25 protein-coding genes, 1 pseudogene and 1 riboswitch are annotated in these 26,804 nt (G+C 71.7%); of the genes and pseudogenes, 18 read left to right on the plus strand and 8 right to left on the minus strand.

Annotated features, from left to right (window positions below; translation table 11 throughout):
- The first annotated feature begins 174 nt into the window (after nucleotides 1–174).
- From AV521_RS33485 to AV521_RS52880, 9 genes are all read left to right on the plus strand, one after another.
- Nucleotides 175–1,386, plus strand: a complete 1,212-nt coding sequence (locus tag AV521_RS33485; protein WP_107481098.1) for an Ig-like domain-containing protein — start codon at nucleotides 175–177, stop codon at nucleotides 1,384–1,386.
- A gap of 405 nt (nucleotides 1,387–1,791) precedes the next feature.
- Nucleotides 1,792–3,018, plus strand: coding sequence for an Ig-like domain-containing protein (locus AV521_RS33490; protein WP_179023574.1), 1,227 nt, complete (start codon nucleotides 1,792–1,794; stop codon nucleotides 3,016–3,018).
- Between the two features lie 79 nt (nucleotides 3,019–3,097).
- On the plus strand, nucleotides 3,098–3,865 hold the full coding sequence (locus AV521_RS33495) for an enoyl-CoA hydratase/isomerase family protein (RefSeq protein ID WP_076093845.1): 768 nt from the start codon (nucleotides 3,098–3,100) through the stop codon (nucleotides 3,863–3,865).
- A gap of 299 nt (nucleotides 3,866–4,164) precedes the next feature.
- A complete protein-coding gene (locus AV521_RS33500) occupies nucleotides 4,165–4,668 on the plus strand; it encodes an ATP-binding protein (protein WP_076093847.1) in 504 nt (167 codons plus the stop codon).
- Nucleotides 4,669–4,753: 85 nt separating this feature from the next.
- The gene (locus AV521_RS33505; protein WP_107481099.1) at nucleotides 4,754–5,560 is read left to right on the plus strand and encodes a polysaccharide deacetylase family protein; all 807 of its coding nucleotides are present in this window, start codon (nucleotides 4,754–4,756) and stop codon (nucleotides 5,558–5,560) included.
- Entirely contained in the window at nucleotides 5,560–6,747 is a 1,188-nt protein-coding gene (locus AV521_RS33510; RefSeq protein WP_076093849.1) for a beta-propeller fold lactonase family protein, read from the plus strand. Before AV521_RS33505 ends, AV521_RS33510 begins: the two co-directional genes overlap by 1 nt.
- Before the next feature lie 153 nt (nucleotides 6,748–6,900).
- Nucleotides 6,901–7,812: a MerR family transcriptional regulator gene (locus AV521_RS33515; RefSeq protein ID WP_076093850.1), complete on the plus strand. Its 912-nt coding sequence runs from the start codon at nucleotides 6,901–6,903 to the stop codon at nucleotides 7,810–7,812.
- A gap of 59 nt (nucleotides 7,813–7,871) precedes the next feature.
- The gene (locus AV521_RS33520; RefSeq protein WP_076093852.1) at nucleotides 7,872–8,084 is read left to right on the plus strand and encodes an EF-hand domain-containing protein; all 213 of its coding nucleotides are present in this window, start codon (nucleotides 7,872–7,874) and stop codon (nucleotides 8,082–8,084) included.
- A gap of 74 nt (nucleotides 8,085–8,158) precedes the next feature.
- Nucleotides 8,159–8,680: an FCD domain-containing protein gene (locus tag AV521_RS52880; protein ID WP_079249523.1), complete on the plus strand. Its 522-nt coding sequence runs from the start codon at nucleotides 8,159–8,161 to the stop codon at nucleotides 8,678–8,680.
- A 1-nt stretch (nucleotide 8,681) separates the two neighbouring features.
- Here the strand turns inward: AV521_RS52880 and AV521_RS33530 are convergent, their stop codons facing one another.
- On the minus strand, nucleotides 8,682–9,602 hold the full coding sequence (locus AV521_RS33530) for an AraC family transcriptional regulator (RefSeq protein ID WP_076093853.1): 921 nt from the start codon (nucleotides 9,600–9,602) through the stop codon (nucleotides 8,682–8,684).
- Between the two features lie 102 nt (nucleotides 9,603–9,704).
- On the opposite strand from AV521_RS33530, the gene AV521_RS33535 reads away from it, so the two are divergent.
- Together AV521_RS33535 and AV521_RS33540 are read left to right on the plus strand one after the other, a co-directional pair.
- The gene (locus tag AV521_RS33535) at nucleotides 9,705–10,697 is read left to right on the plus strand and encodes a zinc-dependent alcohol dehydrogenase family protein (protein WP_076093855.1); all 993 of its coding nucleotides are present in this window, start codon (nucleotides 9,705–9,707) and stop codon (nucleotides 10,695–10,697) included.
- Between the two features lie 124 nt (nucleotides 10,698–10,821).
- On the plus strand, nucleotides 10,822–11,481 hold the full coding sequence (locus AV521_RS33540; protein WP_076093857.1) for an NADPH-dependent F420 reductase: 660 nt from the start codon (nucleotides 10,822–10,824) through the stop codon (nucleotides 11,479–11,481).
- Between the two features lie 20 nt (nucleotides 11,482–11,501).
- Here AV521_RS33540 and AV521_RS33545 read toward each other — a convergent pair whose 3' ends face one another.
- Both AV521_RS33545 and AV521_RS33550 read right to left on the minus strand, forming a co-directional pair.
- Nucleotides 11,502–12,059, minus strand: coding sequence for a glycoside hydrolase family 25 protein (locus AV521_RS33545; RefSeq protein ID WP_076093859.1), 558 nt, complete (start codon nucleotides 12,057–12,059; stop codon nucleotides 11,502–11,504).
- A gap of 95 nt (nucleotides 12,060–12,154) precedes the next feature.
- Entirely contained in the window at nucleotides 12,155–13,192 is a 1,038-nt protein-coding gene (locus AV521_RS33550; protein ID WP_179023576.1) for a phosphatidylinositol-specific phospholipase C domain-containing protein, read from the minus strand.
- 163 nt (nucleotides 13,193–13,355) lie between these two features.
- Between AV521_RS33550 and AV521_RS33555 the strand changes: the two genes are divergently transcribed.
- The 4 genes from AV521_RS33555 (at nucleotide 13,356) to AV521_RS33575 (ending at nucleotide 17,516) form a co-directional block, all read left to right on the plus strand.
- Nucleotides 13,356–13,535 carry a CopG family transcriptional regulator gene (locus AV521_RS33555; RefSeq protein ID WP_076093860.1) on the plus strand — a complete coding sequence of 60 codons (180 nt, stop codon included), beginning with the start codon at nucleotides 13,356–13,358 and terminating at the stop codon, nucleotides 13,533–13,535.
- A gap of 1 nt (nucleotide 13,536) precedes the next feature.
- Complete coding sequence (locus tag AV521_RS33560; protein ID WP_076093862.1) at nucleotides 13,537–13,887, plus strand: glyoxalase/bleomycin resistance/extradiol dioxygenase family protein; 351 nt, start codon at nucleotides 13,537–13,539, stop codon at nucleotides 13,885–13,887.
- On the plus strand, nucleotides 13,884–15,008 hold the full coding sequence (locus tag AV521_RS51380; RefSeq protein ID WP_256725775.1) for a class I SAM-dependent methyltransferase: 1,125 nt from the start codon (nucleotides 13,884–13,886) through the stop codon (nucleotides 15,006–15,008). Before AV521_RS33560 ends, AV521_RS51380 begins: the two co-directional genes overlap by 4 nt.
- 96 nt (nucleotides 15,009–15,104) lie before the next feature.
- A complete protein-coding gene (locus AV521_RS33575; RefSeq protein WP_079249524.1) occupies nucleotides 15,105–17,516 on the plus strand; it encodes a tetratricopeptide repeat protein in 2,412 nt (803 codons plus the stop codon).
- Nucleotides 17,517–17,525: 9 nt separating this feature from the next.
- Here AV521_RS33575 and AV521_RS33580 read toward each other — a convergent pair whose 3' ends face one another.
- The 5 genes from AV521_RS33580 to gcvT all read right to left on the minus strand — a co-directional run bounded on the left by AV521_RS33580 (nucleotide 17,526) and on the right by gcvT (nucleotide 23,693).
- Nucleotides 17,526–19,238: a hypothetical protein gene (locus tag AV521_RS33580; RefSeq protein WP_256725776.1), complete on the minus strand. Its 1,713-nt coding sequence runs from the start codon at nucleotides 19,236–19,238 to the stop codon at nucleotides 17,526–17,528.
- A gap of 91 nt (nucleotides 19,239–19,329) precedes the next feature.
- The gene (locus tag AV521_RS33585; RefSeq protein WP_076093866.1) at nucleotides 19,330–20,697 is read right to left on the minus strand and encodes an L-serine ammonia-lyase; all 1,368 of its coding nucleotides are present in this window, start codon (nucleotides 20,695–20,697) and stop codon (nucleotides 19,330–19,332) included.
- Nucleotides 20,698–20,792: 95 nt separating this feature from the next.
- Nucleotides 20,793–22,061, minus strand: a complete 1,269-nt coding sequence (glyA, locus tag AV521_RS33590; RefSeq protein WP_076093868.1) for a serine hydroxymethyltransferase — start codon at nucleotides 22,059–22,061, stop codon at nucleotides 20,793–20,795.
- A 14-nt stretch (nucleotides 22,062–22,075) separates the two neighbouring features.
- Entirely contained in the window at nucleotides 22,076–22,453 is a 378-nt protein-coding gene (gcvH, locus tag AV521_RS33595; RefSeq protein WP_076093870.1) for a glycine cleavage system protein GcvH, read from the minus strand.
- 121 nt (nucleotides 22,454–22,574) lie between these two features.
- Nucleotides 22,575–23,693, minus strand: coding sequence for a glycine cleavage system aminomethyltransferase GcvT (gcvT, locus tag AV521_RS33600; RefSeq protein WP_076093872.1), 1,119 nt, complete (start codon nucleotides 23,691–23,693; stop codon nucleotides 22,575–22,577).
- Between the two features lie 155 nt (nucleotides 23,694–23,848).
- Nucleotides 23,849–23,946, minus strand: a riboswitch (glycine riboswitch).
- A gap of 178 nt (nucleotides 23,947–24,124) precedes the next feature.
- On the opposite strand from gcvT, the pseudogene AV521_RS33605 reads away from it, so the two are divergent.
- From AV521_RS33605 to AV521_RS33615, 3 genes and pseudogenes are all read left to right on the plus strand, one after another.
- Nucleotides 24,125–24,809: pseudogene (locus tag AV521_RS33605) on the plus strand (AAA family ATPase).
- A gap of 113 nt (nucleotides 24,810–24,922) precedes the next feature.
- Nucleotides 24,923–25,714, plus strand: coding sequence for an enhanced serine sensitivity protein SseB (locus tag AV521_RS33610; protein WP_076093873.1), 792 nt, complete (start codon nucleotides 24,923–24,925; stop codon nucleotides 25,712–25,714).
- 195 nt (nucleotides 25,715–25,909) lie between these two features.
- Entirely contained in the window at nucleotides 25,910–26,695 is a 786-nt protein-coding gene (locus AV521_RS33615) for an enhanced serine sensitivity protein SseB C-terminal domain-containing protein (protein WP_371917089.1), read from the plus strand.
- Nucleotides 26,696–26,804: the final 109 nt, after the last annotated feature.

Consider the following 26,804-nt stretch of genomic DNA (forward strand, 5'->3'; position numbering starts at 1 on the left):
GTGCCCTCTCGATCGTGTCGGCGGCGGCCGCTTCGTCCCATGCGGCCGGCTGATCCAGAAGGCGCCCCCTCATGGGCGCGGCGGCTCCCCAGCGTGTCGTCCTTCCCTCTGTTCTGCCCAGTGCGTGCGTCGCACTCACGTTTCCCCGGAGCGGGCCCGGTCGTTGAGCCCGGCGTGAGGCACGTAGAAGGACGCGCACGGCGCGCGGGAGCCGTGCTGGCCGTCGTACTGACCTGGACGGCCCTGCTCGCGGGGTGTTCCGGCCCGCTCGGCCCGGACGGGGAGGCCGGCGCACCCGCGGCATCCCGGAACGTCATCCGCGTCACCCCCGCCGACGGCAGCAAGGCCGTCCGGCCCGGCCGGCGGCTGCGGGTCCAGGTGCCTTTGGGGCGGCTGGAGAAGGTGACCGTCGTGAAGTCGCAGGACGCCCAGGACTCCGCGGTCCCCGGGCACATCGGCGCCGACGGCCGGACCTGGCGGCCGGACGAGGACCGGCTGGCACTCGCCGCCCAGTACACCGTCGACGTGCTCGCCCGGGACGCGGAGGGCCGCGAGTCCGCCCGGCACACCACCTTCACCACGCTCGTGCCCGACGAGCGGTTCATCGGCTACGTCACTCCCGAGAACCGCGCCGTCGTCGGCACGGGCATGATCGTCTCGCTCGCCTTCAACCGGGAGATCACCGACCGCGCCGCCGTCGCCCGCGCCGTCCGGGTCAGCGCACAGCCCCCCGTCGAGATCCGCCCGCACTGGTTCGGCAGGACCCGGCTGGACTTCCGCCCCGAGCAGTACTGGAAACCCGGCACCGAGGTCACCGTGGACCTGAACCTGCGGGACGTCCAGGGGTCGCCCGGCGTCTACGGGCTGCAGGACAAGACCTTCGCCTTCACCGTCGGCCGCAGCCAGGTCTCGCTGGTGGACGCGGCCAGCCACACCATGCAGGTACGCCGGGACGGCCGGCTGCTCGCCACCGTGCCGATCACCGCGGGCGCCCCGAGGAACCCCACGTACAACGGCAAGATGGTGGTGATGGACATGCTGGACGTCACCCGAATGAACAGCCGTACGGTCGGCTTCGGCGGCGAGTACGACATCCCCGACGTCCCGCACGCCATGAAGCTCACCGACTCCGGCACCTTCCTGCACGGCAACTACTGGTCGCCGGACGCCCCCGGGCGCGTCAACGTCAGCCACGGCTGCGTGGGCCTCCGGGACGTCCGTGGCGGCAGTTCGGGCACCCCCGCGGGCTGGTTCTTCGACCGCAGCCTGATCGGTGACGTCATCGAGGTCGTCAACAGCGACGAGAAGACCGTCGCCCCCGACAACGGCCTGGGCGGCTGGAACATGACGTGGCAGGAGTGGACGGCGAACCCCGCGGCCGAGTGACCGCGGGGAGCGGGGATGCCGATTTCAGTGCGGGACGACGCCAACCTCCCTATGCGGCACCCGAGTTACCCCGGGACGGGCCGGTACACCCCGAGCCGGAACAAGGTCGAGCGGCTCTGCGATCCGGAATCTGGACGGAGGGCCCGGCGGAGCCGCCGGCCGAGAGCGAGCCGTACCCGGTCCGCGCCCCGGAACTGCGCCCGGCCATGTCCCCGCACACCGGCACGGTTTCGGCCCAGGGCGGGTAGACGTTCCAGGGGCGGGGGCCCGGGCGGCCGCACCCGGCGGAAGTTGCGACGGAACGGTGACATACGCCTGACACCCCGCTCGGAACCAGGCGGTTAATATGCGCGCACCAGTGTGGTGGGGAGCGGGCCTGACCAGGCCCGGCGAGGGGAGAACGACTTGAACGTGCGGCCTATACCGGGGGCGTCGGCGGCGGGGCGACGAGGTCGTAGGGGACTGGGGCTCATAGCCGGCGCTCTGGTGCTGTCGCTCGCCGCGTGCGGCGGGGGCGGCGGCAAGGGGGACGGGAAGGGCAAGGACGGCGGCACCGAGCAGGCCGCGCAGCAGTCCGCCGCCGCCGTCACCATCACGCCCAAGTCCGGTGCCACCGGCGTCGATACCAGCGGCACGCTGAAGGTGGACGTCGCCAAGGGCAAGCTGACCGAGGTCACCGTCAAGGACGCCAAGGGCGCGGCGGTCGACGGCAGCATCACCGGCGGCGGCGCGTCCTGGACGCCGTCGACCCATCTGGCCGCAGCCACCAAGTACACGGTGCACGCGGTCGCCAAGGACTCCCAGGGCCGCGAGGCCGCCGAGGACTCCACGTTCACCACCCTGACCCCGAAGAACACCTTCCTCGGCTACTTCACGCCCGAGGACGGCTCCACCGTCGGTGTCGGCATGCCGTTCTCCGTCAACTTCACCCGGGGCATCACGAACCCGCAGGCCGTCGAGAAGTCCATCAAGATCACGACGCAGCCTGCCGTCGACGTCGAGGGCCACTGGTTCGGCAACGACCGCCTGGACTTCCGCCCCGAGAAGTACTGGCAGGAAGGCACCAAGGTCACCGTCGACCTCGACCTCGACGGGGTCAAGGGCCGCGACGGCGTCTACGGCGAGCAGCACAAGACGCTGAAGTTCACCATCGGCCGCAACCAGGTCTCCGTCGTGGACGCCAAGAAGCACACGATGCAGGTCACCCAGGACGGCAAGGTCGTCAAGACCCTCCCGGTCACCACCGGCAAGCCCGGCTACGACACCTGGAACGGCCAGATGGTCGTCAGTGAGAAGCTCACGGTCACCCGGATGAACGGCGAGACCGTCGGTTACGGCGGCGAGTACGACATCAAGGACGTCCCGCACGCCATGCGCCTGACCACCTCCGGCACCTTCCTGCACGGCAACTACTGGGGCGGCGACGCCTTCGGCAACTACAACGCCAGCCACGGCTGCGTCGGCCTGAGCGACGTACGCGGCGGCTACGACAACTCGACCCCGGCCGCCTGGATGTTCGACCACACGATCATCGGCGACGTGGTGATCGTGAAGAACGCCCACGACGGCACGGTGGGCCCGGACAACGGCCTCAACGGCTGGAACATGTCCTGGGCGGACTGGACGAAGTGACCCTTCCCTGACGTACGGACCCGGTGCTGTGAGCTACGGCACCGGGTCCGCTGCCGTTAGTCCCCGTTAACCTGCCTCCATGACCGTCTCTCTCGAAGTCGCCGAAGGCGTCGGAACCCTGCGTCTCGACCGGCCGCCGATGAACGCGCTGGACGTCGCCACCCAGGACCGGCTGAAGGAACTCGCCGAGGAGGCCACGCGCCGCGACGACGTGCGCGCCGTGGTGATCTACGGCGGCGAGCGGGTGTTCGCGGCCGGCGCGGACATCAAGGAAATGCAGGACATGGACCACACCGCGATGGTCCTGCGCTCCCGCGCCCTGCAGGACTCCTTCACCGCCGTGGCCCGCATCCCCAAGCCCGTCGTCGCCGCCATCACCGGTTACGCCCTCGGCGGCGGCTGCGAACTGGCCCTGTGCGCCGACTACCGCATCGCGGCCGACAACGCCAAGCTCGGCCAGCCCGAGATCCTGCTCGGCCTGATCCCGGGCGCCGGCGGCACCCAGCGGCTGTCCCGGCTGATCGGCCCCTCGAAAGCCAAGGACCTCATCTTCACGGGCCGTCAGGTCAAGGCCGACGAGGCCCTCGCGCTCGGCCTGGTGGACCGGGTCGTGCCGGCCGCCGAGGTGTACGAGCAGGCGCACGCCTGGGCCGCGAAGCTCGCCCAGGGCCCGGCGATCGCCCTGCGGGCGGCGAAGGAGTCGGTCGACACCGGTCTGGAGACCGACATCGACACCGGCCTCGCCGTCGAACGGAACTGGTTCGCGGGTCTGTTCGCCACCGAGGACCGCGAGCGGGGCATGCGCAGCTTCGTGGAGGAGGGCCCGGGCAAGGCCAAGTTCCTCTGACCGGAAGTGGAGTGAACTTCCCCGTAACTCCTGTGGGCCCCCTTGCAATTGACGCCTCGTCTCGTCCGGGTCCCCCGATGGAGCGGTTTATGGGAGCCTTAAAGCAACCTTAAGCCTGTGCCGTCGAGGGGGCCTGACGATTGCCCGGAAGTGAACCGTCTTCGCAGGTCAACCGGGCCCTACTGGCCGGTGACATGACGTCGGCATATGCCGGTCGCGCGGCGTGGGACGGGGGCGTGCGGGGGGCGTATTCCGCCGGAACGGCCCCCAAGACGGCTCTGGGCCGCCATCATGGGGGCATGGCGGGGCTGGAGGGCATCGAGCAGCCGCGGGGACACAGCCGTGCGGCCGCGGCACGCTGGTCGCCCGCGGTCGAGGACGAACAGGCGCTGAAGGCGCTCGAACTGTTCGGCAACCCGACGGAGCACGAGGTGCCGCTGCCGTCCCGCCCGGAGTCCGCGGCCACCGCCCGCCGGCTCGCCCAGGTCGTCGTCCTGCGTACCTGGCGGCTCAGCCCCAAACTGGCCGAAGACGCGGTCTTACTCGTGTCCGAACTCGTCGGCAACGCCGTACGGCACACCGGCGCCCGGGTCTTCGGCCTGCGGATGCGCCGCCGCCCCGGCTGGATCCGGGTGGAGGTCCGCGACCCCTCGCGCGGTCTGCCCTGTCTGATGCCGGTTCAGGAGATGGACGTCAGCGGCCGCGGCCTCTTCCTCGTGGACAAACTCTCCGACCGCTGGGGCGTGGACCTGCTGCCCCGCGGCAAGACCACCTGGTTCGAGATGCGGGTGGCCGACCGGTAGCGAGGACGTGGAATCGTCCTTACGGCGACCCGAAATCATCCCTCTTTCGGACCAATCAGTGGTTTTCTTACCTATCGCCCCTTAAATGATGCGGGTGACCACCACCAACCGACGTGGGGTGCTGCGCGCTGGCGCCGGACTCGTCGCCGGCGGCGCGCTCGCCGCCGGTTGCGGCGCAGGCCAGGCCGCCCCGCCCCATGCCCCGGAATCCGAGTCCCCGTCCGCCGCCCCGGCCTCCGGCAAGCCCGCGGCCGGCGGCCACGCGGCCCCCGCCCCGCGCGCCTACCCCGGGCAGCCCGCCCAGATCACCCACGGCCCGCGCACCCGCCCCCAGGTCGCCCTCACCTTCCACGGCCAGGGCGACCCCGCCATCGCCCACTCGCTGCTGAGCACGGCCGAGCAGCGTGGCGCCAAGCTCACCGTGCTCGCCGTCGGCACCTGGCTGGACGAACACCCCGACATCGCCCGCCGGATCCTCGACGGCGGTCACGACCTCGGCAACCACACCCAGCGGCACATCTCCATCAACACCATGGCCGAGGCGGACGCCCGCAAGGAGATCACCGACTGCGCGGACCGGCTGAAGCGGCTCACCGGATCCATCGGCACCTGGTTCCGGCCCTCCCGCTCGCCGACCGCGTCCCCGCTGGTCGCCCGGCTCGCCCACGCCGCCGGCTACCCGCACGTGCTGTCGTACGACGTCGACTCGCTCGACTACACCCGCCCCGGCGCCGCCGCCGTCACCCGCAAGGTTCTCGCCGACGTGAAGAACGGGTCGGTGGTGAGCCTGCACTTCGGGTACCCGGACACTGTCGCCGCCCTGCCCGACCTCCTCCACGAACTCGACCACCGCGGACTGCGCGCGGTCACCACCACGGAGCTGCTGAGCTGATGCGAACGAAGAAAGCCGCCCGTCTGCTGGCCGCCGGCGCCGCCCTCACCGCACTGACGCTGCTCTCCGCGTGCAGTTCGGGGTCTCAGCACCACACCGACGCGACCAAGGACAGCAAAGCGCCGGCCCGGCCGGGGAACGGCAAGCGACAGCTGGACGTGCTGCCCGGGATGCCGCCGGTCGAGGACCCGAAGGACCTCTACTCCGCCGACCGCCCGGACCAGCTGTCGCCGGTCGTCAAGGACTTCCCGTCCCGGGTCTACGTCCCCAACACCAACTCGAACACCGTCAGCGTCATCGACCCGGAGACCTACAAGGTCATCGACACGTTCCCGGTCGGCCGCCAGCCCCAGCACGTCGTGCCGTCCTGGGACCTGAAGACCCTCTGGGTCAACAACGACCGCGGCAACAGCCTCACCCCCATCGACCCGAGCACCGGCAAGGCCGGCAAGCCGGTCGCCGTGCACGACCCGTACAACCTGTACTTCACGCCCGACGGCAAGTACGCCGTCGTCATGGCCTCCATGGACCGCCAGCTGGTCTTCCGTGACGCGCACACCATGAAGGTCGTCAAGGCCCTCCCAGTCCGCTGCTACGGCGTCAATCACGCCGACTTCTCCCCGGACGGCCGCTACTTCATCGTCTCCTGCGAGTTCAGCGGCGAGCTGCTCAAGGTCGACACCGCACAGATGAAGGTCGTCGGCCAGCAGCGGCTGCCGCACCGCGGGGCGATGCCCCAGGACGTCAAGATCTCCCCGGACGGCAAGCTGTTCTACATCGCCGACATGGTCGCCAACGGCCTGTGGATCCTCGACGGCGACAAGTTCACCGAGCCCCGGTTCCTGTACACCGGCAAGGGCGCCCACGGCCTCTACATCAGCCGTGACTCCCGCGTGATGTACGTCTCCAACCGGGGCGAGGGCTCCATCTCCGTCTTCGACTTCACGCAGAACCGGCTCACCGAGAAGTGGCACCTGCCCGGCGGCGGCAGCCCCGACATGGGCGGCGTCTCCGCCGACGGCAAGGTCCTGTGGCTGTCCGGCCGCTACAACTCCGAGGTGTACGCCATCGACACCAGGACGGGCAGGGAGCTGGCCCGTATCAAGGTCGGCAGCGGCCCGCACGGCCTCGCGGTCTACCCGCAGCCGGGTCGCTACTCGCTCGGGCACACGGGCATCTTCCGCTGAGCCAGGGCCAGTCGACGCTCCGGGCGGCATCGACGTCGAAAGCGCCTGCGTGAGCAACCCGTACTTCCAGCTGCGGCACTGACGCCCCGGGGAGCGGGCCGCCCGGGCCCGCTCCTTGAGTCTCCACCCGCTGGAAGGCCCAGACTCGCAGACATGACCGAAGACGGCACCGGACTTCTCACCATCGGCGCGCTGGCCCGGGCCACCGGACTGACCGTACGCACCATCCGCTACTGGTCCGACGAGGGCGTCCTCACCCCGGTCGCCCGCTCGTCCGGCGGCTACCGGCTCTACGACAGCGCCGCCGTCGCCCGTCTGGAGCTGATCCGCACGCTGCGCGAGCTGGGCCTCGGCCTGGACGATGTGCGGAAGGTGCTGGCCGGGGAGCGGACCGTCGCCGAGGTGGCGGCCACCCATGTCGCGGCCCTGGACACGCAGATCCGGGCGCTGAAGGTGACCCGCGCGGTGCTGTCGACGGTCGCCCGACGAGGTTCGACGGCGGAGGAGATGACCCTGATGAACAAACTGGCGCGGCTGTCGGCGGCCGAGCGGAGACGGATTCTGGAGGAGTTCGTCGAGGAGACGCTCCACGGGCTCGACACGGTCGATCCCGAGATCCGCAAGCGGATGCTCGCCACCGTGGCGGACCTGCCCGAGGACCCGACGCCCGAGCAGGCCGATGCCTGGGTCGAGCTGGCCGAGATGGTCCAGGACGCGGAGTTCCGGGCCCAGATGCGCAGGGCGACCGAGTTCAACGCGGCCGACCGGGGGCCCGAGGCGCCCTCCGGGGCCTCACTGTGGTTCATGAAGCGGCTCATCGACCTGGCGGGCGACGCGCGACGACGGGGCATCGCGCCCGAGGCGCCCGAGGCCGACGAGGTGCTGCGGGAACTGCTGGGCGACGCGGACCCGGCCGCCGTACTGGAGCGGCTGGACGCCGCCTCCAACGACCGGCTCGCCCGCTATCGCGAATTGATGTCCGTGCTGAACGGGCGGCCCCTCGCCGTGCACGCGGAGGAGTTCGCCTGGGTGGTCGCCGCACTCCGTGCTCGCGCGGGCCGTTAATCTGACCAGCGTCAGTACGCCAGCACGGCAACAGAAACACAACCAAAAGGGGCGGATCGGTGGCGGACATCGAGGAAGCACGTAAGCAGTTCGACCGGATCGACGCGAACGGTGACGGGTTCATCACCGCAGCCGAGTTCAAGTCCGCTCTGGCTCAGCAAGGCGACTGGAACGTCACCGAGGCGGTGGCGGAGTCGATCATCAAGCAGCGGGACCTCAACGGCGACAAGGTCCTGTCGTTCGACGAGTTCTGGGCCTACCTGAACAAGTGACGTGCTGAGAGGGGCCCTCCGCAGGGAGGGCCCCTTCGTCATACCCGCCGGATCCGCACGCTCCAGCGGCCCTCGTGCCGCTCCAGGGTCAGCGGCAGGTCGATGCACTTGCCGACCTGGTCGGCGGTGAGGACCTCCGCGGGCATCAGGCCCGCGCGATCAGTGTCCGGCCGCGCTGGCCCTGCGAGAGCGTCGGCCACAGGGCCTCCCGCCGTGCCGCGAGCCCCGGCGTCCCGATCAGCGCCTCGGCCGAGGACGTCACCGCGCTGCGGACCGCGCTCAAGGGCCGCCGGGCGGCGGCCGCCGGGGACGACGCGGGTTTCGGGGACGCGGACATCACCCCGCACCCGGCCGTGGTCGCCGCCGCCCGCACCCCGCTCCTGGCCGGCCTCTTCACCGAGTTCACCCCCGTCCTCCGGGAGGGTCTGGTGACCCTGCCGCACCTCACCCGCCTGCGTGAGAAGGCCCCCGACACCGGCGACGACACCCACGCGGCACTCGTCGAGGCCATCGCGAACGGCGACGCGGAACAGGCGGTGGCGGTGCTGCTGAGGGGGCTGGAGGAGGCTCCGGAGCTGCTGCGGGGGAGCGGCTGACCTACGAGACACCCCTTCGGTACTGCCCCGGCGCAACGCCGTACTCCCGCTTGAACGCCTTGGCGAAGGCGAACTCCGAGGTGTAGCCGGTGCGGTCGGCGACCTGGCGCAGGGAGAGGTCGTCGTGGCGCAGCAGCCGCCCCGCCGTCGTCATCCGCCACCACGTCAGATACGTCAGCGGCGGCTCACCCACCAGCGCCGTGAACCGGCGCGCGAACGCCGCCCGGGACAGCCCGCCGGTGGCGCCCAGCTCCGCCACCGTCCAGGCCCGCGCGGGCTCCCCGTGGATCGAGCGCAGCGCCGCCGCGACCGCCGGGTCGGCCAGCGCGGCCGCCCAGCCACGCGCCCGCCCCGCCGCGCGCTCGCTCTCCCACCAGGCCCGCAGGATGTACAGCAGCAGCGTGTCCAGCAGCGAGGTGACGATCGCGTCGGTGCCCGGCCGCAGCTCCTCCAGCTCCATCCCGAGCAGCTCCACCGCGGCCCGCAGCGAGCGATGGCTGCCGACCCGCGCCGGCAGATGCACGACCTCCGGCAGCTCGGCCAGCAGCCGGTGCGCCCGGTCCCGGTCCAGCCGGTAGGTCCCGCACAGGGTGACGGTGTCCGGGCAGCCCTCCCGCGGCTCCTCGGGCGCCGCCCCGCTCCAGGTGCCGTCGGGCAGCAGCCGCACCTCCTGCGTGGGTACGCCGGGCGCGCTGACCAGCGCGTGTCCGAACCCGTGCGCGAGGAACACCACGTCCCCCGGCGCCAGCGCCACCGGCTCCCCGTCCTGCGGGATCAGCCAGGCCGAGCCGCGCAGCACCACATGGAACCCGGCCTCGTCCGCGGCGGCGAACCGCAGCCCCCACGGCGCGTACTTGTACCGGCGCGCCGAATGCGGCCGCCCGATGCGCATGGCCGCGACGACATCGCTGAGCACGTCCATGCCCGCCACCCTAGCCGGGGTCCCGGCGGGGGAGACGTACGGACATGAAACCGAGACCGGAGGACATGGAGCGTCTCCCACCCGCGTCATAGCGTCGACGGCATGACAACTTCCGCACGCACAGTGCTCTTTCACGAACTCGGCGGCCCCGACGTGCTCACGGTCGAGGAGGTCGCCCTGCCCGCGCCCGGCCCGGACGAGGTGCTGGTGCGGTGGGAGGCGCTCGGCCTCAACCGCGCCGAGGCCCTCTTCCGCGCGGGTACCTACTACTACCAGCCCACCCTGCCGGCCTCTCGCAACGGCTACGAGGCGGCGGGCGAGGTCGAGGCCGTCGGCGCGGGCGTGACCGCGTTCGCACCGGGCGACCGGGTGCTCGCCGCCGCCAACTTCGAACTGAGCGCGCACGGCGTCCACGCCGAACGCTCCGTCCTGCCGGCCGGCGGTCTCGTCCCGAACCCCGCCGGCCTCGACGCCGTCACCGGCGCGGCCCTCTGGCTCACCTACACCACGGCCTACGGCGCCCTGGTCGAGCGGGCCGGGCTGGTCCCCGGTCAGCGGGTGCTGATCACCGGCGCCTCCAGCGGGGTCGGTACGGCCGCGATCCAGGTCGCCCGCCGGGCCGGCGCCGTACCGATCGTCACCACGCGCGCCGAGGGCAAGCGGCGGCAACTGCTCGATCTGGGCGCGGAGCACGTGATCGTCAGCGACGACGAGGACGTCGTGAAGGAGACACGCCGGCTGACCGACGGGAAGGGGGCGGACATCGTCCTGGACGCGATCGGCGGACCCGGTTTCGCGGAACTCGGCGGCGCGATCGTCCCGGACGGCACGCTGGTCAGCTACGGCTGGCTGGACGAGCGGCCCATCCTGCTGCCGCGGCAGTGGCCGCTGACCGTCCACGGCTACGCCAACTTCGTCGTCACCGGAGATCCTGCGGGCCGCCGCCGCGCCGCCCACTACCTGGCCGCCGGTCTCGCCGACGGCAGCCTGCGCCCCGTGATCGGCGAGGTCTTCGACGGCCTCGACGGCATCCGGGACGCGCACCGCCTGATGGAGTCCAACCGTCACACGGGCAAGCTCGTCGTACGCCTCTGACCTGCCCGTCCCCGCCCCCACCCGATCTCCGTGACGCAGGAATAGTCCCCGGCCGGCCGCGGTTGACGCCGGACAACAGAAGCATGCGCGTGCATGCAGGTGTCACTCATCCGGAAGGCCTGTCATGAAGATCGGCATCATCGGCGCGGGCAACATCGGCGGCAACCTCACCCGGCGGCTCACCGCCCTCGGCCATGACGTCTCCGTGGCCAACTCCCGCGGTCCCGAGACGCTCGCGCAACTCGCCGAGGAGACGGGTGCGACCGCGGTCCGGGCCGAGGACGCGGCCAAGGGCGCCCAGGTCGTCGTCGTCACCGTCCCCGTCAAGGCCGTGCCGCACCTCCCCTCCGGCCTGCTGGACGGCGCCGCCGAGCGCGTGGCGGTGATCGACACCGGCAACTACTACCCCGGGCGCGACGGCCGGATCGCGGGCATCGAGGACGAGGGAGTCACCGAGAGCCGCTGGACCGAACGGCACCTCGGCCACCCGGTGATCAAGGTGTTCAACGGCACCTACGCCCAGGACATCCTGGACCGCCCCCGCCCCGCGGGCGACCCCGAGCGCCTCGCCGTCCCGGTGGCCGGCGACGACGAGCAGGCCAAGCGGACGGTCCGCGCCCTCGTCGACGAACTCGGCTTCGACACGGTCGACGCGGGCGGCCTCGACGACTCCTGGCGCCAGCAGCCCGGCACCCCGGTCTACGGCCTGCGCGCAGGTGTGGAGGGAGTGAAGAAGGCCCTCGCGGAGGCCTCCCCGGAACGCCCGGAGGACTTCAGGGGCTGACTTCAGCCGCCGTGCAACGCTTATGCGCCGTCGGCCCAGTGCTTCAACGCCGCCTCGCTCGCGAAGTTGGCCACGTCCATGTCGTGGGGCTCGCTGGTGTACTGGTGGAAGAGCCACTTCGCCTTGATGCGCGGCTTGCCCGCGGTGACGTAGTCGGCGATCCAGAGGCCGTCGCCCGCATAGGACGTCGTGTCGACGGTCAGCCAGAAGTCCCGGTTCGTGTAGAGCACGACCCGGTGGTGCGGCCGTAGCTGCTTCACCTTCCGGAGGAAGGCGTCCTTCTCCGAGTTGCTCGCGCGGGTGCCGTCGCCGGTGGTCTCCCAGTCGACGGCGAGGATGTCGCCCACCCTCGACGGGGCCCTCGCCACGAAGTACTCCGCCTGGGCGGTGAGGTCGCCGGGCCACAGGAAGTGATAGAAGCCCACGACCAGGCCGGCGTCACGGGCGGTCTTCGCCTGGGCGCCGGCATGGGAGTTGACGTACGAGTGGCCCTCCGTCGCCTTGACGAAGGCGAAGGAGAGGCCGCTCGTGTCGTAGGAGGACGACTGGTACGCGCTGATGTCGATGCCGCGGAGCATGTGGGGGACTCCTCGAAGAGCGGGTGGGGGAAAGGAGTTGCTGCTTAGGTGATGCCCCACGATGGCACGCCCGATCCGCCCCGCGGCGGGGAACGTCAGCTCCGGGTGGCCGTCGAACTGAGTACCGACGCGGACTTCGCCGACCAGTCCGAGGTGATGATGCTCGCGTGGTCCCTGGCCAGCAGCGCCAGCCGGGCGGCGACCTCGGCGTCCGTCGGGTTGGTGGAGGAGATGGCCGGGGACACGTTGTAGGCGTCGGTCATGATCGAGATGTAGTGGTTCGTGGAGTAGAACGAGGTGTCGTAGCGGTTGTTCACATAGGTGGCCGCGTCACCGTCGAAGAACACGAACCAGGGCCGGATCGAGGTGTCGGAGGTCCAGCGGGTCGCCCGCGGGTCGCCGCCCGCCGCGCCCAGCACCGCGGGGAATGCCTCGGCCCGGGAGATGTTCCCGGCCGCGTACAGGTCGCGCAGATGGTCGCCGTACTCCTGGTCCGTCCAGTAGTGGTCGAACGGGTTGGCCATCTCGACCGTGCCGGGGATCATCTCGAAGATGAATTTGCCCCTGAGGGAGTCGCGGCTCGGCCAGGCGTTCGCCTTCGCCGCCGCGTCGAGCGTGCTGTAGGTGCCGCCCAGCAGATCGGCCGGCTTGTAGACGCTGCCGCCGAGTTTCTGGAACACGAGCGTGTCGAACTCGCCCGGTCCCATGCCGGCGTTGTTGTTGAAGCCGACCTTCATCTCGACCTTGATGACGATCGGCGGGTGGTCGGGGTGGAGCTGGTTCCAGGCGGCCATGTTGTCCAGGCAGCTGCCGAGGTCCTGGTCGCGGTCCTTGCTGTACAGCTCGGCCGGGGTCTTCGCGGCCTCGCAGTTGTTGTCGTTGCCGAGCGGACTGCTGTGGCTGACCCGCCAGCGGTGACTGATGCTGTCCACGTACACGTCCAGTTCCAGCAGTGAGGCGCCGGAGTCCAGCGCCTGCGCGAAGTACGTGTACTTGGCCTTCTCGTACGCGTTGTGCGTGCCGATCGCCGTCGTCTCGGAGAACCTGGGCGCCGCCGCGTGCGCGTTGCCCGGCCCCGCCATCAGCACAGCGGCCGCTCCCAGGAGTGCCGCCACCCGCCCCACTGCGCCCATCGCCCAACTTCCCTTCGTTCGCGTCGAGTTGGGGGAAGCGTAGGAGCAAGCGGTTACTGCACGGTAGCTCCTGGAGGAACATCAGCCACTCCCGGTCGGCGTACGGCATGGCGCGTCTCGTCACGGCTGGCGGCTAGATTGCTAGCATGCTAGCCTCGGAGGCGTGGGTGATGAGGAAGTCAAGCAGTTCAACGTGTACCTGCCGATCGGACTGATCAAGCAGGTCAAGTACCGCGCCATCGAGTCGGGCTCGTCCTTGTCGGCACTGGTCGCAGACGCGCTGCGTGCCTACCTCGACGACGCCCAGGGACGGGAACAGCAGTCGACCGAGAAGGAGACCTGACATGGCGACCGAAGGCATCGAGGCCGTGTTCCTGGAGACGCACAACTGGGGCAGGGCGGCGAAGTTCTTCCAGGCGCTCGGCTACGACCTGGAGTTCGCGACCGACCACAACTCCGGGCAGCTCCGCAACGGCGACGGGCCTCATGTGTTCATCGCCGAGATCCCCGAGGACCGCGAGCCCCGGACGCAGATCGTGCTGAAGGTGCCGGACGCGGACGCGTTCCGCGCCGATCCCGCCGTCGAGGTGGTCACGCCGTTCGAGGACACCCACTTCGGCACCCGGCTGATGACCGTCCGCGACCCCGACGGACGCCTGTGGAGCCTCCAGGCCCCGCGGAAGGAACAGCCGTGACGGCCGACGGCGCTCCCGGCGCACCGGCGGACGCACCGGCCGAGGCCCCGGACAACACGGCCGTGCGATGCGCCCTGTGGCGGGCGCTGCACGTCCGGGCCGACCCGCCTCCGCATGTGCTGGAGGACGAGATCGGCCTGCGCATCGCGGATCCCGGCCCCGGCTGGCGTGCCCGCCCCGACATGGATCCGCAGGCCACCCGCGGGTTCCGGGCGGCCGTCGTGGCCCGCGCCCGGTTCATCGAGGACCTGGTCACCGAGCAGGCCGGCCGGGGTGTCGACCAGTACGTCCTGCTGGGCGCAGGTCTCGACACCTTCGCCCTGCGCGCCCCACAGGCCGCGTCCCGGCTGCGCGTCTTCGAGGTCGACCAGCCGGGCCCGCAGGAATGGAAACGCCGGCGTCTGACCGCTCTCGGCTACGGCGTCCCCGACTGGCTGCACCTGGTGCCGGTCGACTTCGAGGACGGCGCCTGTCCGGCGGATCAGGCCGCAGGAAATGACGGTGCCTCATCAGCGCGGGTGAGCGGGGGCGATGGGGGTGCCTCCGCGCGAGGGAAGCCGAGCGTGGGGGAGACGCCGAGCGTGGGGGAGACGCCGAGCGTGGGGGAGACGCCGAGCGTGGGGGAGACGGAAACCGACGGCAACGCCGCGGATGGGCGTGCCGGCCCCCGCGGCTGCGACAGGATCCGCCGGGCAGGCCCTGGCGGAGGCACCTGGTGGGAGCAGCTGATCGCGGCCGGATTCGATCCCGGCCGGCCGGCGGTCGTCGCCTCCAGCGGCGTCACGATGTACCTCACCAAGGAGGCCACGGTCGCGACCCTGCGCCGGCCCGCCCGGCTGGCCCCCGGCTCGACCCTCGCCATGACCTTCCTGCTGCCGGAGGACCTCGTGGCCGAGGCCGACCGCCCGGGCCTGCGGACCAGCGCCGCCGGGGCACGGGGCTCGGGCACGCCGTTCCGCAGCTTCTACACCCCCGAGGAGATGCTGAGCCTGGCCCGCGAGGCGGGCTTCGCGGAAGCCCGGCATGTGCCGGGCACCGTACTCGCCGAGCGGTACTTCACCGGCCGTACCGACGGACTGCGCCCGTCGACCGGGGAGGACCTGCTGCTGGCCACCACGTGAACCCGCCGTCCGCTGTTCCGGCCTGACGCCTGCGACACGTCGATACCATGACCGGAACGGCGAGTTGGGGGAGTCCGGGTGGAACCGTTGATGGGTATGGCGCTCTCGGCTGTCAGCACGGTCGTCTCGGGGGCCCTCTCCGGAGCGGGCGGCGAGGCGGGCCGACGGACCTCCGAGCGGCTCTACGACCTGCTGAGCCGGGACCGCCGTGCCGGGGACAATGCCGAGCTGAACTCCCCTCCGGGAGAAGGCAGTTCACGCCACCCCACCCTCCCCGTCACCGAGGCCGAGCGGACGGCGGCGGCTCGTCAGCTTCTGGAACTCGCCCACAACTCACCGGAGTTCGCCCGCGAGGTGACCGAGTGGGTCCGTGAGGCCTCATGGCTGTCGCCCCGCACCGTACCCGCCGTGGCGCACGGCGCCTCCCGCCCGCAGATGCTGCCGCCGACGACGGCCGTGTTCACCGACCGTGCGGAGGTGCTCGCGTGGCTCACGGGACTGCTGGACGAGGAAGGCCGTACCCCGGGCGCGCCGGCGATCGCCGTGCTCACCGGGCCGGGTGGCATCGGCAAGACAGCCGCCGTGGTCCGGTGCGCCTTCGAGCTGATGGACCGGTTTCCCGACGGTGTCCTGTTCGCCGACCTGGCAGGCGCGTCGGACGGTACGGCGCTGCGGCCTTCCGACGTGCTCGCGCGGTTCCTGGAGCGGCTCGGGGTGCCGGCCGCCATGGTGCCGGGCGACGAGGCGCGGCAGCGGGATCTCTACCTCGACTGCACGGCCGGGCGGCGCATGATCGTCGTACTGGACAACGCCCGCAGCGACGCCCAGGTCGTTCCGCTGCTCCCGGGGTCCCCGGAGTGTCTGGTGCTGGTGACGAGCCGGTACCGGCCGGGGCTTCTCGTGTCCGGGCACGGGGCCCGTCCGTATGCTCTGGGGCCGCTGTCCACCGCGGATGCCGTCACTCTGATCAGGCGGGTCGCCGGCAGCGACCGCCCGCCGGCTCCGGACGCCGTCGTCCGGGCCGTGGCGGAGGGCACGGGTGGGATTCCCCTCGCCCTGTGCACCACGGGCGCCGGCCTGGCCGTCCGGGAACACCTGACCTGGGAGCGGGTCGCGCAGCAGCTGTCCGACCGGAGCCACGGCCACCACCTGGGAGGTGCCGTCATGGGAGAACCGGCCCCCGACGCCTCGGCCGATCCCGTCCGCGCCGTCCAGGACGTCTCCTACGGCGAACTCACCCCCGACTGCGCCGCGTTCTACCGGGCCATCGCGGTGTGGCCCTGGCCGACCGTCACCGTGCTGTGCGCGGCGCGGGCCGCCGGGGTGAGCGAGGACGAGGGGCGGGCCCTGCTGGAGCGGCTGGCCCGGGTGCATCTCCTGGAGGAGATCGGCGAGGAGCGCTACCGGTTCCACGACCTGACCCGGGCGCACGCCCATGGGCTCGCGGTGGCCGAGGACGGGCACGGCCGGATGGCGGCCGCCGTCCGCCGCGTGGCGGTCGCGCATCTGCGCTTCGCGGCGGGACGGGACTTCCGGGTCATGCCGCTGCGCTGGCGGCTCGGCCCCGCCTACCAGGGGCTCGTCCTCCCGGAGCCCCGCGATCCCGCGGACGGCAAGCGAGCCCTGGCCGATCTGCGCGCCGAGCGGGAGAACCTCGCGGCCGTCATCCGGGCCGCCGCACACCACGGCTTCGACGACCTCGTCTGGCAGCTGTGCGAGGCGATGTGGGGCCTGCACCTGCTGCTCGGCTTCCACGCCCAGTGGATCGACACCCACCTGCTCGGCGTCGAAGCCGCCCGGCGCAGCGCGGCGGAGTTCGGCGATCCGCGCGCCGTGGGCCGCATGTGGACGCAACTGGCCTTCGCTCACATGGGAGTCGGGCAGGCGGCGGAGGCCGCGGACGCCCTCACGCAGGCGCGGGCCGCGGACCGGGCCTGCGGCCATCACCGCGGCGAGGCGACCGCCGTCGAGGCGCTGGGGCTGCTCCGCCTCAAGCAGTGGGAGTTCGAGGCGGCCCAGCGGTGCTTCGAGGAGGCACAGGAGATTCTGCGCCGTATCGGCCCGGGCGAGGACGGACGGGAGGACGTGCCGCGCGCCATGGCCCTGCTGGCCCACCACATCGGCCGCGCCCAGACCAGGCAGCGCCACTTCCCCGCCGCCGTCGCCCGCTTGAACGACGCCCTGGCGCGGTTCCGCCGGCTGCCGGGCGGCGGCGATGCCTACAACGCGGGCCGGGTCTACATGAGTCTGGGCGACGCCCACCTGGAGGCGGGGGACGCGGAGCAGGCGCGCGTGTGCCTGGACGAGGCCGTCAAGGCGATGACCGAGGCGGGCGCGGGGCTGCAACTGGCCGACGCCGTCGAAGCGCGGGCCCGCTGCCACCGACGCTTGGACCGCCCGGTGGAGGAGGCGGAGGACCTGCGTACTGCGGCCGCGTGCTACGAGGAGCAGGGGAACGAGTTCGGCCTGGTACGCGTACGGGCGCGGCTGGCCGAGCTGGCGGGGTGAGGCTCCGGCTCAGGGTGTGAGCGGCTCGACGGCGACCTGATGGGCGGTGGTGCCGGTACGTACGGTGATCCTGGGGACGGCCCGCTCCAGGCTCCGGCCGCTCGTGAGCCAGGCGTGGAGCGCGGCGGCGTAGGCGGCGGGATCGCACAGGTCGGCCCGCCCGTCGGGGGCCGCGGCGGCGGACAGTCGCACGAGGTCACCGTCCCGGGTGCGTACGACACAGCGGTCCGGCCCGTCGGCATAGGCGACCAGCCCGCAGTACGGGTAGCGATCGAGCGCCTCCGCCGTCCAGGCGGCCGGCGGCCCGAGCCGCGGATCGTCCCCGGCCGCGTACCGTACGACGACGTCGGCGATGCCCAGCCGGCCGGTCTCCCGTGTCTCCTCGTCGACCAGTGTGTACGCGGAGTCGGCGCGCTCCGCCGGTTCGGGCTCGGCACCCGAGACGGCGTACCGGACGACGGAGACCTCCGGCGGATGCGAGCCGATACCGCCGACGAGGACACGGACGGGAGCGGTACGGCGGGCGGGCAGGTACGGCGGCAGCGGCAGCGGGTCGAGCAGCGCGGGGCGCTGGTCCGGCTCGGGCAGTTCCATGAGGCCGTAGAACAGGCGGCGCAGCAGAGCGGCCGACTCGCCCGGTGCCGAACTGGTCTGCTCCGCGAGCTCCTTGTACCGGCCCGGGTCGTGCGCCGCGACGACCTGGTCGATCTGTGCCCGCAGGCTGCCCCGGCGGACGAGCCGGGGAGCGGTACGGCCGAGGGCGGCGACCGGTGACAGCGGGTCGAGGTCCTGCTCGGGGAACGCCCCGAGGAGGACGGGGATGCCCAGGGACGCCGCGTAGTAGGTGACGCTCGAATGATCCCCGAGGACGCAGTCGGCGGCGATCAGGGCCTGTCGCCACCCGTCGAGTGGCGGTATCGCGTCGAGGCCGGCCCGCCGCGCGTTGTCCAGCCAGGCATGGACCTGCCCGGGCCCGTGGCCGTACCAGATGTTCGGATGCAGGACCGCGACGGTCCGGTACTCGTCGGCCGGCAGCTCGGCCGAGAGGCGGGACAGCAGCCAGGGCAGCAGATCGTCCGCCTCCGGCTCCGCGGCTCCGCCGAAGAGGGAACGGGACGCCCAGGTCGAGCTGACGACGATCAGCCGCTGGCCGGGGCCCACGCCCAACGCACGGCGGAATGCGGCGCGTCGGGGGAGCGCGGCGAGGATGCGGTCGTAGCACGGGTCCCCGGCGAGCACCGCGGTGGGCGCCGCCTCCGGACAGGCCGAGCGCAGCCGCTCCAGCTGTTCGGGGTGGGACAGGACGGTGGCGGTGGCGAGGGGACGACCGTCTTCCAGGAGCCAGTCGGGCGACAGCCCGAAGACGGGCGGCGAGGACGAGGGCGACGGGTGTCCGGTGTCCGGTGTCCGGTGTCCGGTGTCCGGTGTAGAGAGCCTCTTATTGTATCCGACCCCGTGTGACAGCACGGCCAACTTGCCTTGTACGGACGCCAGTTCACCGCCATAGCTGGCGGACACCACCAGGTCGAACGGCGTCTCCTTGGCCTGCTCCCAGGGCAGGACCGGCAGCCCCGCCCGTGCCAGCAGCTCGGGCACTCCGGCGAGGAACGGGGACGAGCCGGTGCAGGTGGCGGTCATCTGGACGCGCAGGTCGCCGTCGAACAGCGGGAGTACGTCCAGCAGTCGCGTAGCCGACGTCACGTTGTGCACGATGAACAGCACACGGCGGCACCCCACCCGCGTGACCCATCGCTCCGCATCCTCACCCACCGGCACGCGCACCCGCGCTGCCCCACCCGTCACGGGGTTCACCTCAACACTCGATGATGTTGACCGCCAGCCCGCCCCGTGCCGTCTCCTTGTACTTCACGGACATGTCCGCGCCGGTGTCCTTCATGGTCTTGATGACCTTGTCCAGGGACACCTTGTGGGAACCGTCGCCGCGCATGGCCATCTTGGCGGCGGTGACCGCCTTCACCGCGGCCATGCCGTTGCGCTCGATGCACGGGATCTGGACCAGGCCGCCCACCGGGTCGCAGGTCAGGCCGAGGTTGTGCTCCATGCCGATCTCGGCCGCGTTCTCGACCTGCTCGGGGGAGCCGCCGAGTACCTCGGCCAGCGCGCCCGCGGCCATGGAGCAGGCGGAGCCGACCTCGCCCTGGCAGCCGACCTCGGCGCCGGAGATGGAGGCGTTCTCCTTGAAGAGCATGCCGATCGCACCCGCCGCGAGGAGGAAGCGGACCACACCGTCCTCGTCCGCGCCCGGCACGAAGTTGATGTAGTAGTGCAGGACTGCCGGGATGATGCCCGCCGCGCCGTTCGTCGGGGCCGTGACGACCCGGCCGCCGGCCGCGTTCTCCTCGTTCACCGCCATCGCGTAGAGCGTGATCCACTCCATCGCGTGGGCCAGCGGGTCGCCCTCGGCGCGCAGCTGGCGGGCGGAGACGGCCGCGCGGCGGCGGACCTTCAGACCGCCCGGCAGGATGCCCTCGCGGGACAGGCCGCGCCGGACGCACTCGCGCATCACCCGCCATATCTCCAGCAGGCCCGCGCGGATCTCGTCCTCGGTGCGCCAGGCCCGCTCGTTCTCCAGCATCAGCGAGGAGATGGACAGGCCCGTCTCGCGGGTGAGTCGGAGCAGCTCGTCGCCGGTGCGGAAGGAGTACTTCAGGACCGTGTCGTCCAGCTTGATCCGGTCCGCGCCGACCGCGTCCTCGTCCACCACGAAGCCGCCGCCGACCGAGTAGTAGGTCTTCGACAACAGCTCCGCGCCGGAACCGTCGTACGCCCACAGGGTCATGCCGTTGGCGTGGTACGGCAGGGCCTTGCGGCGGTGCAGCACGAGGTCCTTGTCGAAGTCGAAGGCGATCTCGTGCTCGCCGAGCAGGCTGATCCGGCCGTCGGCCCTGATCGCCTCCACGCGCGCGTCCGCCGTCTCCACGTCCACCGTGCGCGGCGAGTCGCCGGCCAGGCCCAGCAGGACGGCCTTCGGCGTACCGTGGCCGTGCCCGGTCGCGCCCAGCGAGCCGTACAGCTCCGTGCGGACGGAGGCGGTCTTTTCCAGCAGGCCTTCGTTGCGCAGCCGACGGGCGAACATCCGCGCCGCGCGCATCGGGCCGACCGTGTGGGAGCTGGACGGGCCGATGCCGATCGAGAACAGGTCGAAGACCGAGATGGCCACGGTCACTCCTCAGGAAACAGGGGGTGGTGGGGCACCCTCCGGCACCTTCCGGCGCTCTGCGTCGGGTGCCCCACCGGGGACTTACTCGGCCGGACCTACTTGTTCAGGCCCGGGTACAGCGGGTGCTTGCCGGCGAGCGCCTTCACGCGCGCCTTGAGGGCCTCGGCGTCGTAGGACGGCTTCAGCGCCTCGGCGATCACGTCCGCGACCTCGGCGAAGTCCTCGGCCGTGAAGCCGCGGGTCGCGAGGGCGGGCGTACCGATCCGCAGACCCGACGTGACCATCGGGGGACGCGGGTCGTTCGGGACCGCGTTGCGGTTGACCGTGATGCCGACCTCGTGGAGCCGGTCCTCGGCCTGCTGGCCGTCCAGCTCGGACTCGCGCAGGTCGACCAGGATCAGGTGTACGTCCGTGCCGCCGGACAGCACGTTCACCCCGGCCTCGCGGGCGTCCGCCGCCGTCAGCCGCTCGGCGAGGATGCGGGCACCGTCCACGGTACGACGCTGGCGCTCCTTGAAGTCCTCCGAGGCCGCGACCTTGAAGGAGACCGCCTTGGCCGCGATCACGTGCTCCAGGGGGCCGCCCTGGAAACCGGGGAAGACCGCCGAGTTCAGCTTCTTCGCGAAGTCCTTGTTGCGCGCGAGGATGATGCCGCCGCGCGGGCCGCCGAGCGTCTTGTGGGTCGTGGAGGTGACCACGTCCGCGAACGGCACCGGGTTGGCGTGCAGACCGGCCGCGACCAGGCCCGCGAAGTGCGCCATGTCGACCCACAGGTACGCCTCGACCTCGTCGGCGATCCGGCGGAACTCGGCGAAGTCCAGCTCACGCGGGTACGCCGACCAGCCCGCGATGATCACCTTCGGGCGGTGCTCCTTGGCGAGCCGCTCCAGCTCGGCCATGTCGACCAGGCCGGTCCCGGCGTCCACGTGGTAGGCGACCACGTTGAACTGCTTGCCGGAGAAGTTCAGGCGCATCCCGTGGGTCAGGTGGCCGCCGTGCGCGAGGTCCAGGCCGAGGATGGTGTCCCCGGGCTGGGCCAGCGCGAACAGGGCCGCCTGGTTGGCGGAGGCGCCGGAGTGGGGCTGCACATTGGCGTACTCGGCGCCGAACAGCTCCTTGACCCGGTCGATGGCGATCTGCTCGGCGACGTCGACGTGCTCGCAGCCGCCGTAGTAGCGGCGGCCCGGGTAGCCCTCGGCGTACTTGTTGGTGAGGACCGAGCCCTGCGCCTCCATCACCGCGAGCGGCGCGAAGTTCTCGGAGGCGATCATCTCCAGCGTGGACTGCTGGCGATGCAACTCGGCGTCGACCGCGGCGGCGATCTCCGGGTCCAGCTCGTGCAGGGACGTGTTCAGGACAGTCATACGGCTACGACTCCTCAGCCGGCGGAAAAGGCGGTGTACTCGTCGGCGGAGAGCAGCTCGGCCGGCTCCTCCGCCACGCGTACCTTGAACAGCCAGCCGCCCTCGAAGGGGGCGGAGTTCACCAGCGACGGGTCGTTGACGACGTCCTCGTTGACCTCGGTGACCTCACCGGTGACCGGCGAGTACAGGTCGGAGACCGACTTGGTCGACTCCAGTTCGCCACAGGTCTCGCCCGCGGTCACGGTGGAGCCGGCCTCGGGGAGCTGGACGAAGACGACATCGCCGAGCGCGTTGGCCGCGTGCTCCGTGATGCCGACCGTCGACACGCCGTCCGCGGCGGCCGACAGCCACTCGTGCTCCTTGCTGTAACGCAGCTGCTGGGGGTTGCTCATGGCCTGAATTCTCCTGTACGCGCGTGAATGCTGATGAAGGGGGACTGCTGGAGACGCACGCGAGCAGCGGTGATGTGCCCGACGTCACGTCCTGGGGCAGCGGCTCGGGGCTACGACGGTGTCACTTCTGGCGCTTGTAGAACGGCAGCGCCACGACCTCGTACGGCTCGTGGCTGCCCCGGATGTCCACGCCGACGCCCGTGGTGCCCGGCGCCGCGTGCGCCGCGTCGACGTAGGCCATCGCGATCGGCTTGCCCAGGGTGGGGGAGGGGGCGCCGGAGGTGACCTCGCCGATCACCGCGCCGTCCGCGACGACGGCGTACCCGGCGCGCGGGACCCGGCGGCCCTCGGCGATCAGCCCGACGAGCACCCGCGGCGGGTTTTCCTGCGCGCGGGAAGCGGCCGCGGACAGCGCCTCGCGCCCGACGAAGTCACCCTCCTTCTCGAACTTCACGACTCGGCCGAGCCCGGCGTCGAAGGGGGTGAGCGAGGTGGTCAGCTCGTGCCCGTACAGCGGCATGCCCGCCTCCAGGCGCAGCGTGTCCCGGCAGGACAGGCCGCACGGGACCAGGCCGACGCCCTCGCCGGCCTTGGTCAGCGCCTGCCACAGCTCCACGGCGTGCTCGGGCTTCACGAACAGCTCGAAGCCGTCCTCGCCGGTGTACCCGGTGCGGGCGATCAGGGCCGGGACGCCGGCGACCGTGCCGGGCAGACCGGCGTAGTACTTCAAGCCGTCGAGGTCGGCGTCGGTGAGGGACTTCAGGATGCCGGGGGACTCCGGGCCCTGGACGGCGATGAGGGCGTACGCGTCCCGGTCGTCGCGCACCTCGGCGTCGAAACCGGCGGAACGCTCGGTGAGCGCGTCCAGCACCACCTGGGCGTTGGAGGCGTTGGCGACCACCATGTACTCGGTCTCGGCCAGCCGGTAGACGATCAGGTCGTCCAGGATGCCGCCGTCGGCCCGGCAGATCATGGTGTAGCGGGCGCGGCCGACACCGACGGAGGCGATGTTGCCGACCAGGGCGAAGTTCAGGAAGGCGGCCGCCTCGGCGCCGGTCACCGTGATCTCGCCCATGTGGGAGAGGTCGAACAGGCCGGCCTTCGTCCGCACCGCGACATGCTCGTCGCGCTCGGAGCCGTAGCGCAGGGGCATGTCCCAGCCGGCGAAGTCGGTCATCGTCGCACCGAGCGAGCGATGCAGCGCATCCAGCGCGGTGTGGCGGAGTTCGGTACTGCTCATCGGTCGGTCGTCTCCCAGGAAGGCAGAACAGGCGAGGAACGTTCCTCCCCATCTGTCATCGGAACCTGAGAGGTTCGCCGGGACCGCCACAGGGACGATCACGGCTTGCACCTTGGGTGGAGCCACTGACACAGCGGCCCGCTTTTCAGATGTGCCTCGCCCGCGCGGTAACGGGGCCTGAGAGATTCAAGGGAGGGACTTGCTCCTTCGGCGCCCCAGCGAAGACTGCTGGGGACTCTCCCGCGCGGATTCAAACGGCCGGTATGCAGTTGGCGGGCACATCATTGCACGCCGCACCCCCGCCCGTCAGGGCCACATCTGTAACCGACCTGTGGCAGTACGCGCACCGAACCGCCGACGACCGTCCATTACCTTCCCTTTACATTAATCGGGCATGGGGATTACCAGGCCGACAGGGGAGGACGATCACGGTGAACAGCACCCCGTTGTACGCCACCGCCACCGCCACCGCCACCACCGGCATCGCGGTGCCCAAGCAGCCCGCCGCCCCCGCGCGCGAGCGCTGCGCCGAGCGCCCGGCCCCGGTCGTCCGTGATCTGCGGGACCGCGCCGGCCGCAGCCCGCGCGTCCTGCTCTTCGGCCCGAAGGACCTGGTGGTGATCACCGGCCTGCCCGGCAGCGGCAAGTCCACGCTGATGCGGCGCGCGGTCCCGGGCCGCCGCATCGACTCCCAGGACACCCGCGACCGCTTCGCGGCCCGCCTGCCCCGCTTCCTCCCCTACGCGCTCTACCGCCCCCTGGTCCGCCCTCGCGCACTACACCGGCCTGCGCAGCGCCCTGCGCGGCGGGGAGGGCGTCGTCGTCCATGACTGCGGCACCCAGTCCTGGGTACGCGCCTGGCTCGCCCGCGCGGCGCGTCGCCGCGGCGGCACCCTGCACCTGCTGCTGCTCGACGTCGCCCCCGACACCGCCCGCGCCGGCCAGCGCGAGCGCGGCCGCGGCGTCTCCCGCTACGCCTTCGCCCGCCACCGCCGTACGACCGCCCGGCTGCTCCACGCGGCCGGCCGAGGCGAGCCCCCCACGGGCTGCGGCTCGGCGGTACTGCTGGACCGGGCTGCGGCGGACACCCTGCAGCGGATCGCGTTCACGGGCTGAGCCGTCCGGACCGAGTCCACGAGATCCGAACCGTGGCCACGAAATGCGGTGTTGTCACAGCCACCCGCTAGCCTTCATGGTCACAGCAGTTGTTCCCAGCAGGCGGTAGGCAGATGGACTTCCCGGCGGACATTCCCGCGGACTTCCCGGCACAGGCGCACCCCCAGCCGCACAGCGGCTGGCCCGGCAACGAGCTGGAGGAGGTGCTCGCGGCCTCCCTCGGCATACCCGCGGCGGCGGGCCGGATCGTCGAGGTCCTGGGCCGGAGCCTGCTCTGGATCCCGCTGCCGGCCGGCGGCGGCCCGGGCCGCGGCGCGCTCGACCTGCCCACGCTGGACATCGACGGCCAGGTGTACGTCCCCGTGTTCAGCTCCGAGGAACAGCTGCGCCAGGCGGCCGGCTCCCATATGTCGTACACCATCGCCCCCGCCGTGGAGTTCGCCCGCGGTCTGCCCCCGCAGGTCGGCATCGCGGTGAACGCGGGCGCCCTGGTCGGCATCCCGCTCCCGCCCACGGCGGTGGCCGAGCTGTGCCGGTCCGGGCGTACCCCGCTGGACGGCCCCGCCACCGGCGGCCGGGTCCGCCTCTTCGAGCCCGACTGGCAGGACGACCCGGTCGACTTCCTCTCCGCCGCGTCCGCCGAGTTCGCCGCGACCGGCGTGGTCGTCACCGCCCGCCGCTGCCTGGCCGTCATCGAGACGGCCGACCCGGTCATGTTCGTCGGCGTCGAACTCTCCCAGTGGGACGGCGACCTCCGCACCCGCCCCCTGGAGGCCCTGGGCAAAGCCCTCGGAAAAATCCCGGTCCAGTGGCCGGTCAACCTGGTCCTCCTGGACGTGACGGACGACCCGGTGGCCACCTGGCTCAAGTCGAACGTCCGCCCCTTCTGTCAATACGGCCACTGAGCCAACCCGAAGGGGCGCGGGGCTGTGTCCGATATGCGGCTCCGCCGTGGGGCGCGAGTACCCCCCCACGAACCCGCACCCGCGCGCGAACCCGAGGCCGCACCCCGGTGGGCGCTTAAGCTGTCTCCAAACGCGGGGCACAGACAAAGAAGGGCACGACAGGTGAGCGCGAGCCACAGCGGCAGCGTCGAGCACATGCTGCGCCAGGTCACCCCCGGCCGCTACGACGCCTACGAGGCCCTGCTGCGCGCCCTCGCCACCCCGTCCTCCGGCCAGATCTGGATGCTCCTGTGGCACGGCCAGTCCGGCTCCCCGGACGCCCAGTACGGGAACATGGAAGTCGACGGCTTCCACTACGCCCCCTGTGTCACCTCCGCCCAGGAACTCTCGGCCAGCGGCTGGAACCGCTCGTACGAGGTCGTCGACGCCCTGGACGTGGCCCGCACCCTCTATCCGGACCACTACGGCCTCTGGCTCAACCCGCACGCCCGGGGCGGCGGTGTCGGCATCCCCTGGCTGGACCTGCGCCGCATCGCCACCGGCCTGGACCGCCAGCCCGCCGGCCCCCTCCGGCTGACCGAGCCCGGCATCGAGATCCCGCAGTTCTACGCCCTGCTCGCGCAGAACGCCCACCGCACCCCGGCCCTGCGCTCCCTGCGCCGCGCCTGGGTGCAGCCGGCGCTCGGCGCGCCGTGCCTCGCCCTCGGCCTGGATGTGTACGACACCTCGCCGGCCGCGGTCGACTCGGTGCGCGCGATGATGCAGCAGTCCGTGGGGGCGGTCCCGGAGGGCCTGCCGGTGTCGACGGTCGCGATGACCGACGACTACGACCCGGTGGTGATCTGGATGCGGGCCAACGCCCGCCCGTTCTACGACCGCGAGGCCCACGCGGCCCCGCCCCCGCCCCAGCTCCAGGCCGCCCCCCAGCAGCAGGCCCCGGCCGCCGGATACGGCTATCCGCCGGTGCACGGCAGCTACTGACCGCGGCCGCCGACCAGCCGCCGCCGGCGTCCTACGCAGTCGCTGACCCGCGCCCAGGGCGGTGAATCCGCTTACTTCCGCGACTTCACGCGACGCTCTCGCTACGGTC

Source organism: Streptomyces sp. IMTB 2501 (assembly GCF_001953885.1).
GTDB lineage: Bacteria > Actinomycetota > Actinomycetes > Streptomycetales > Streptomycetaceae > Streptomyces.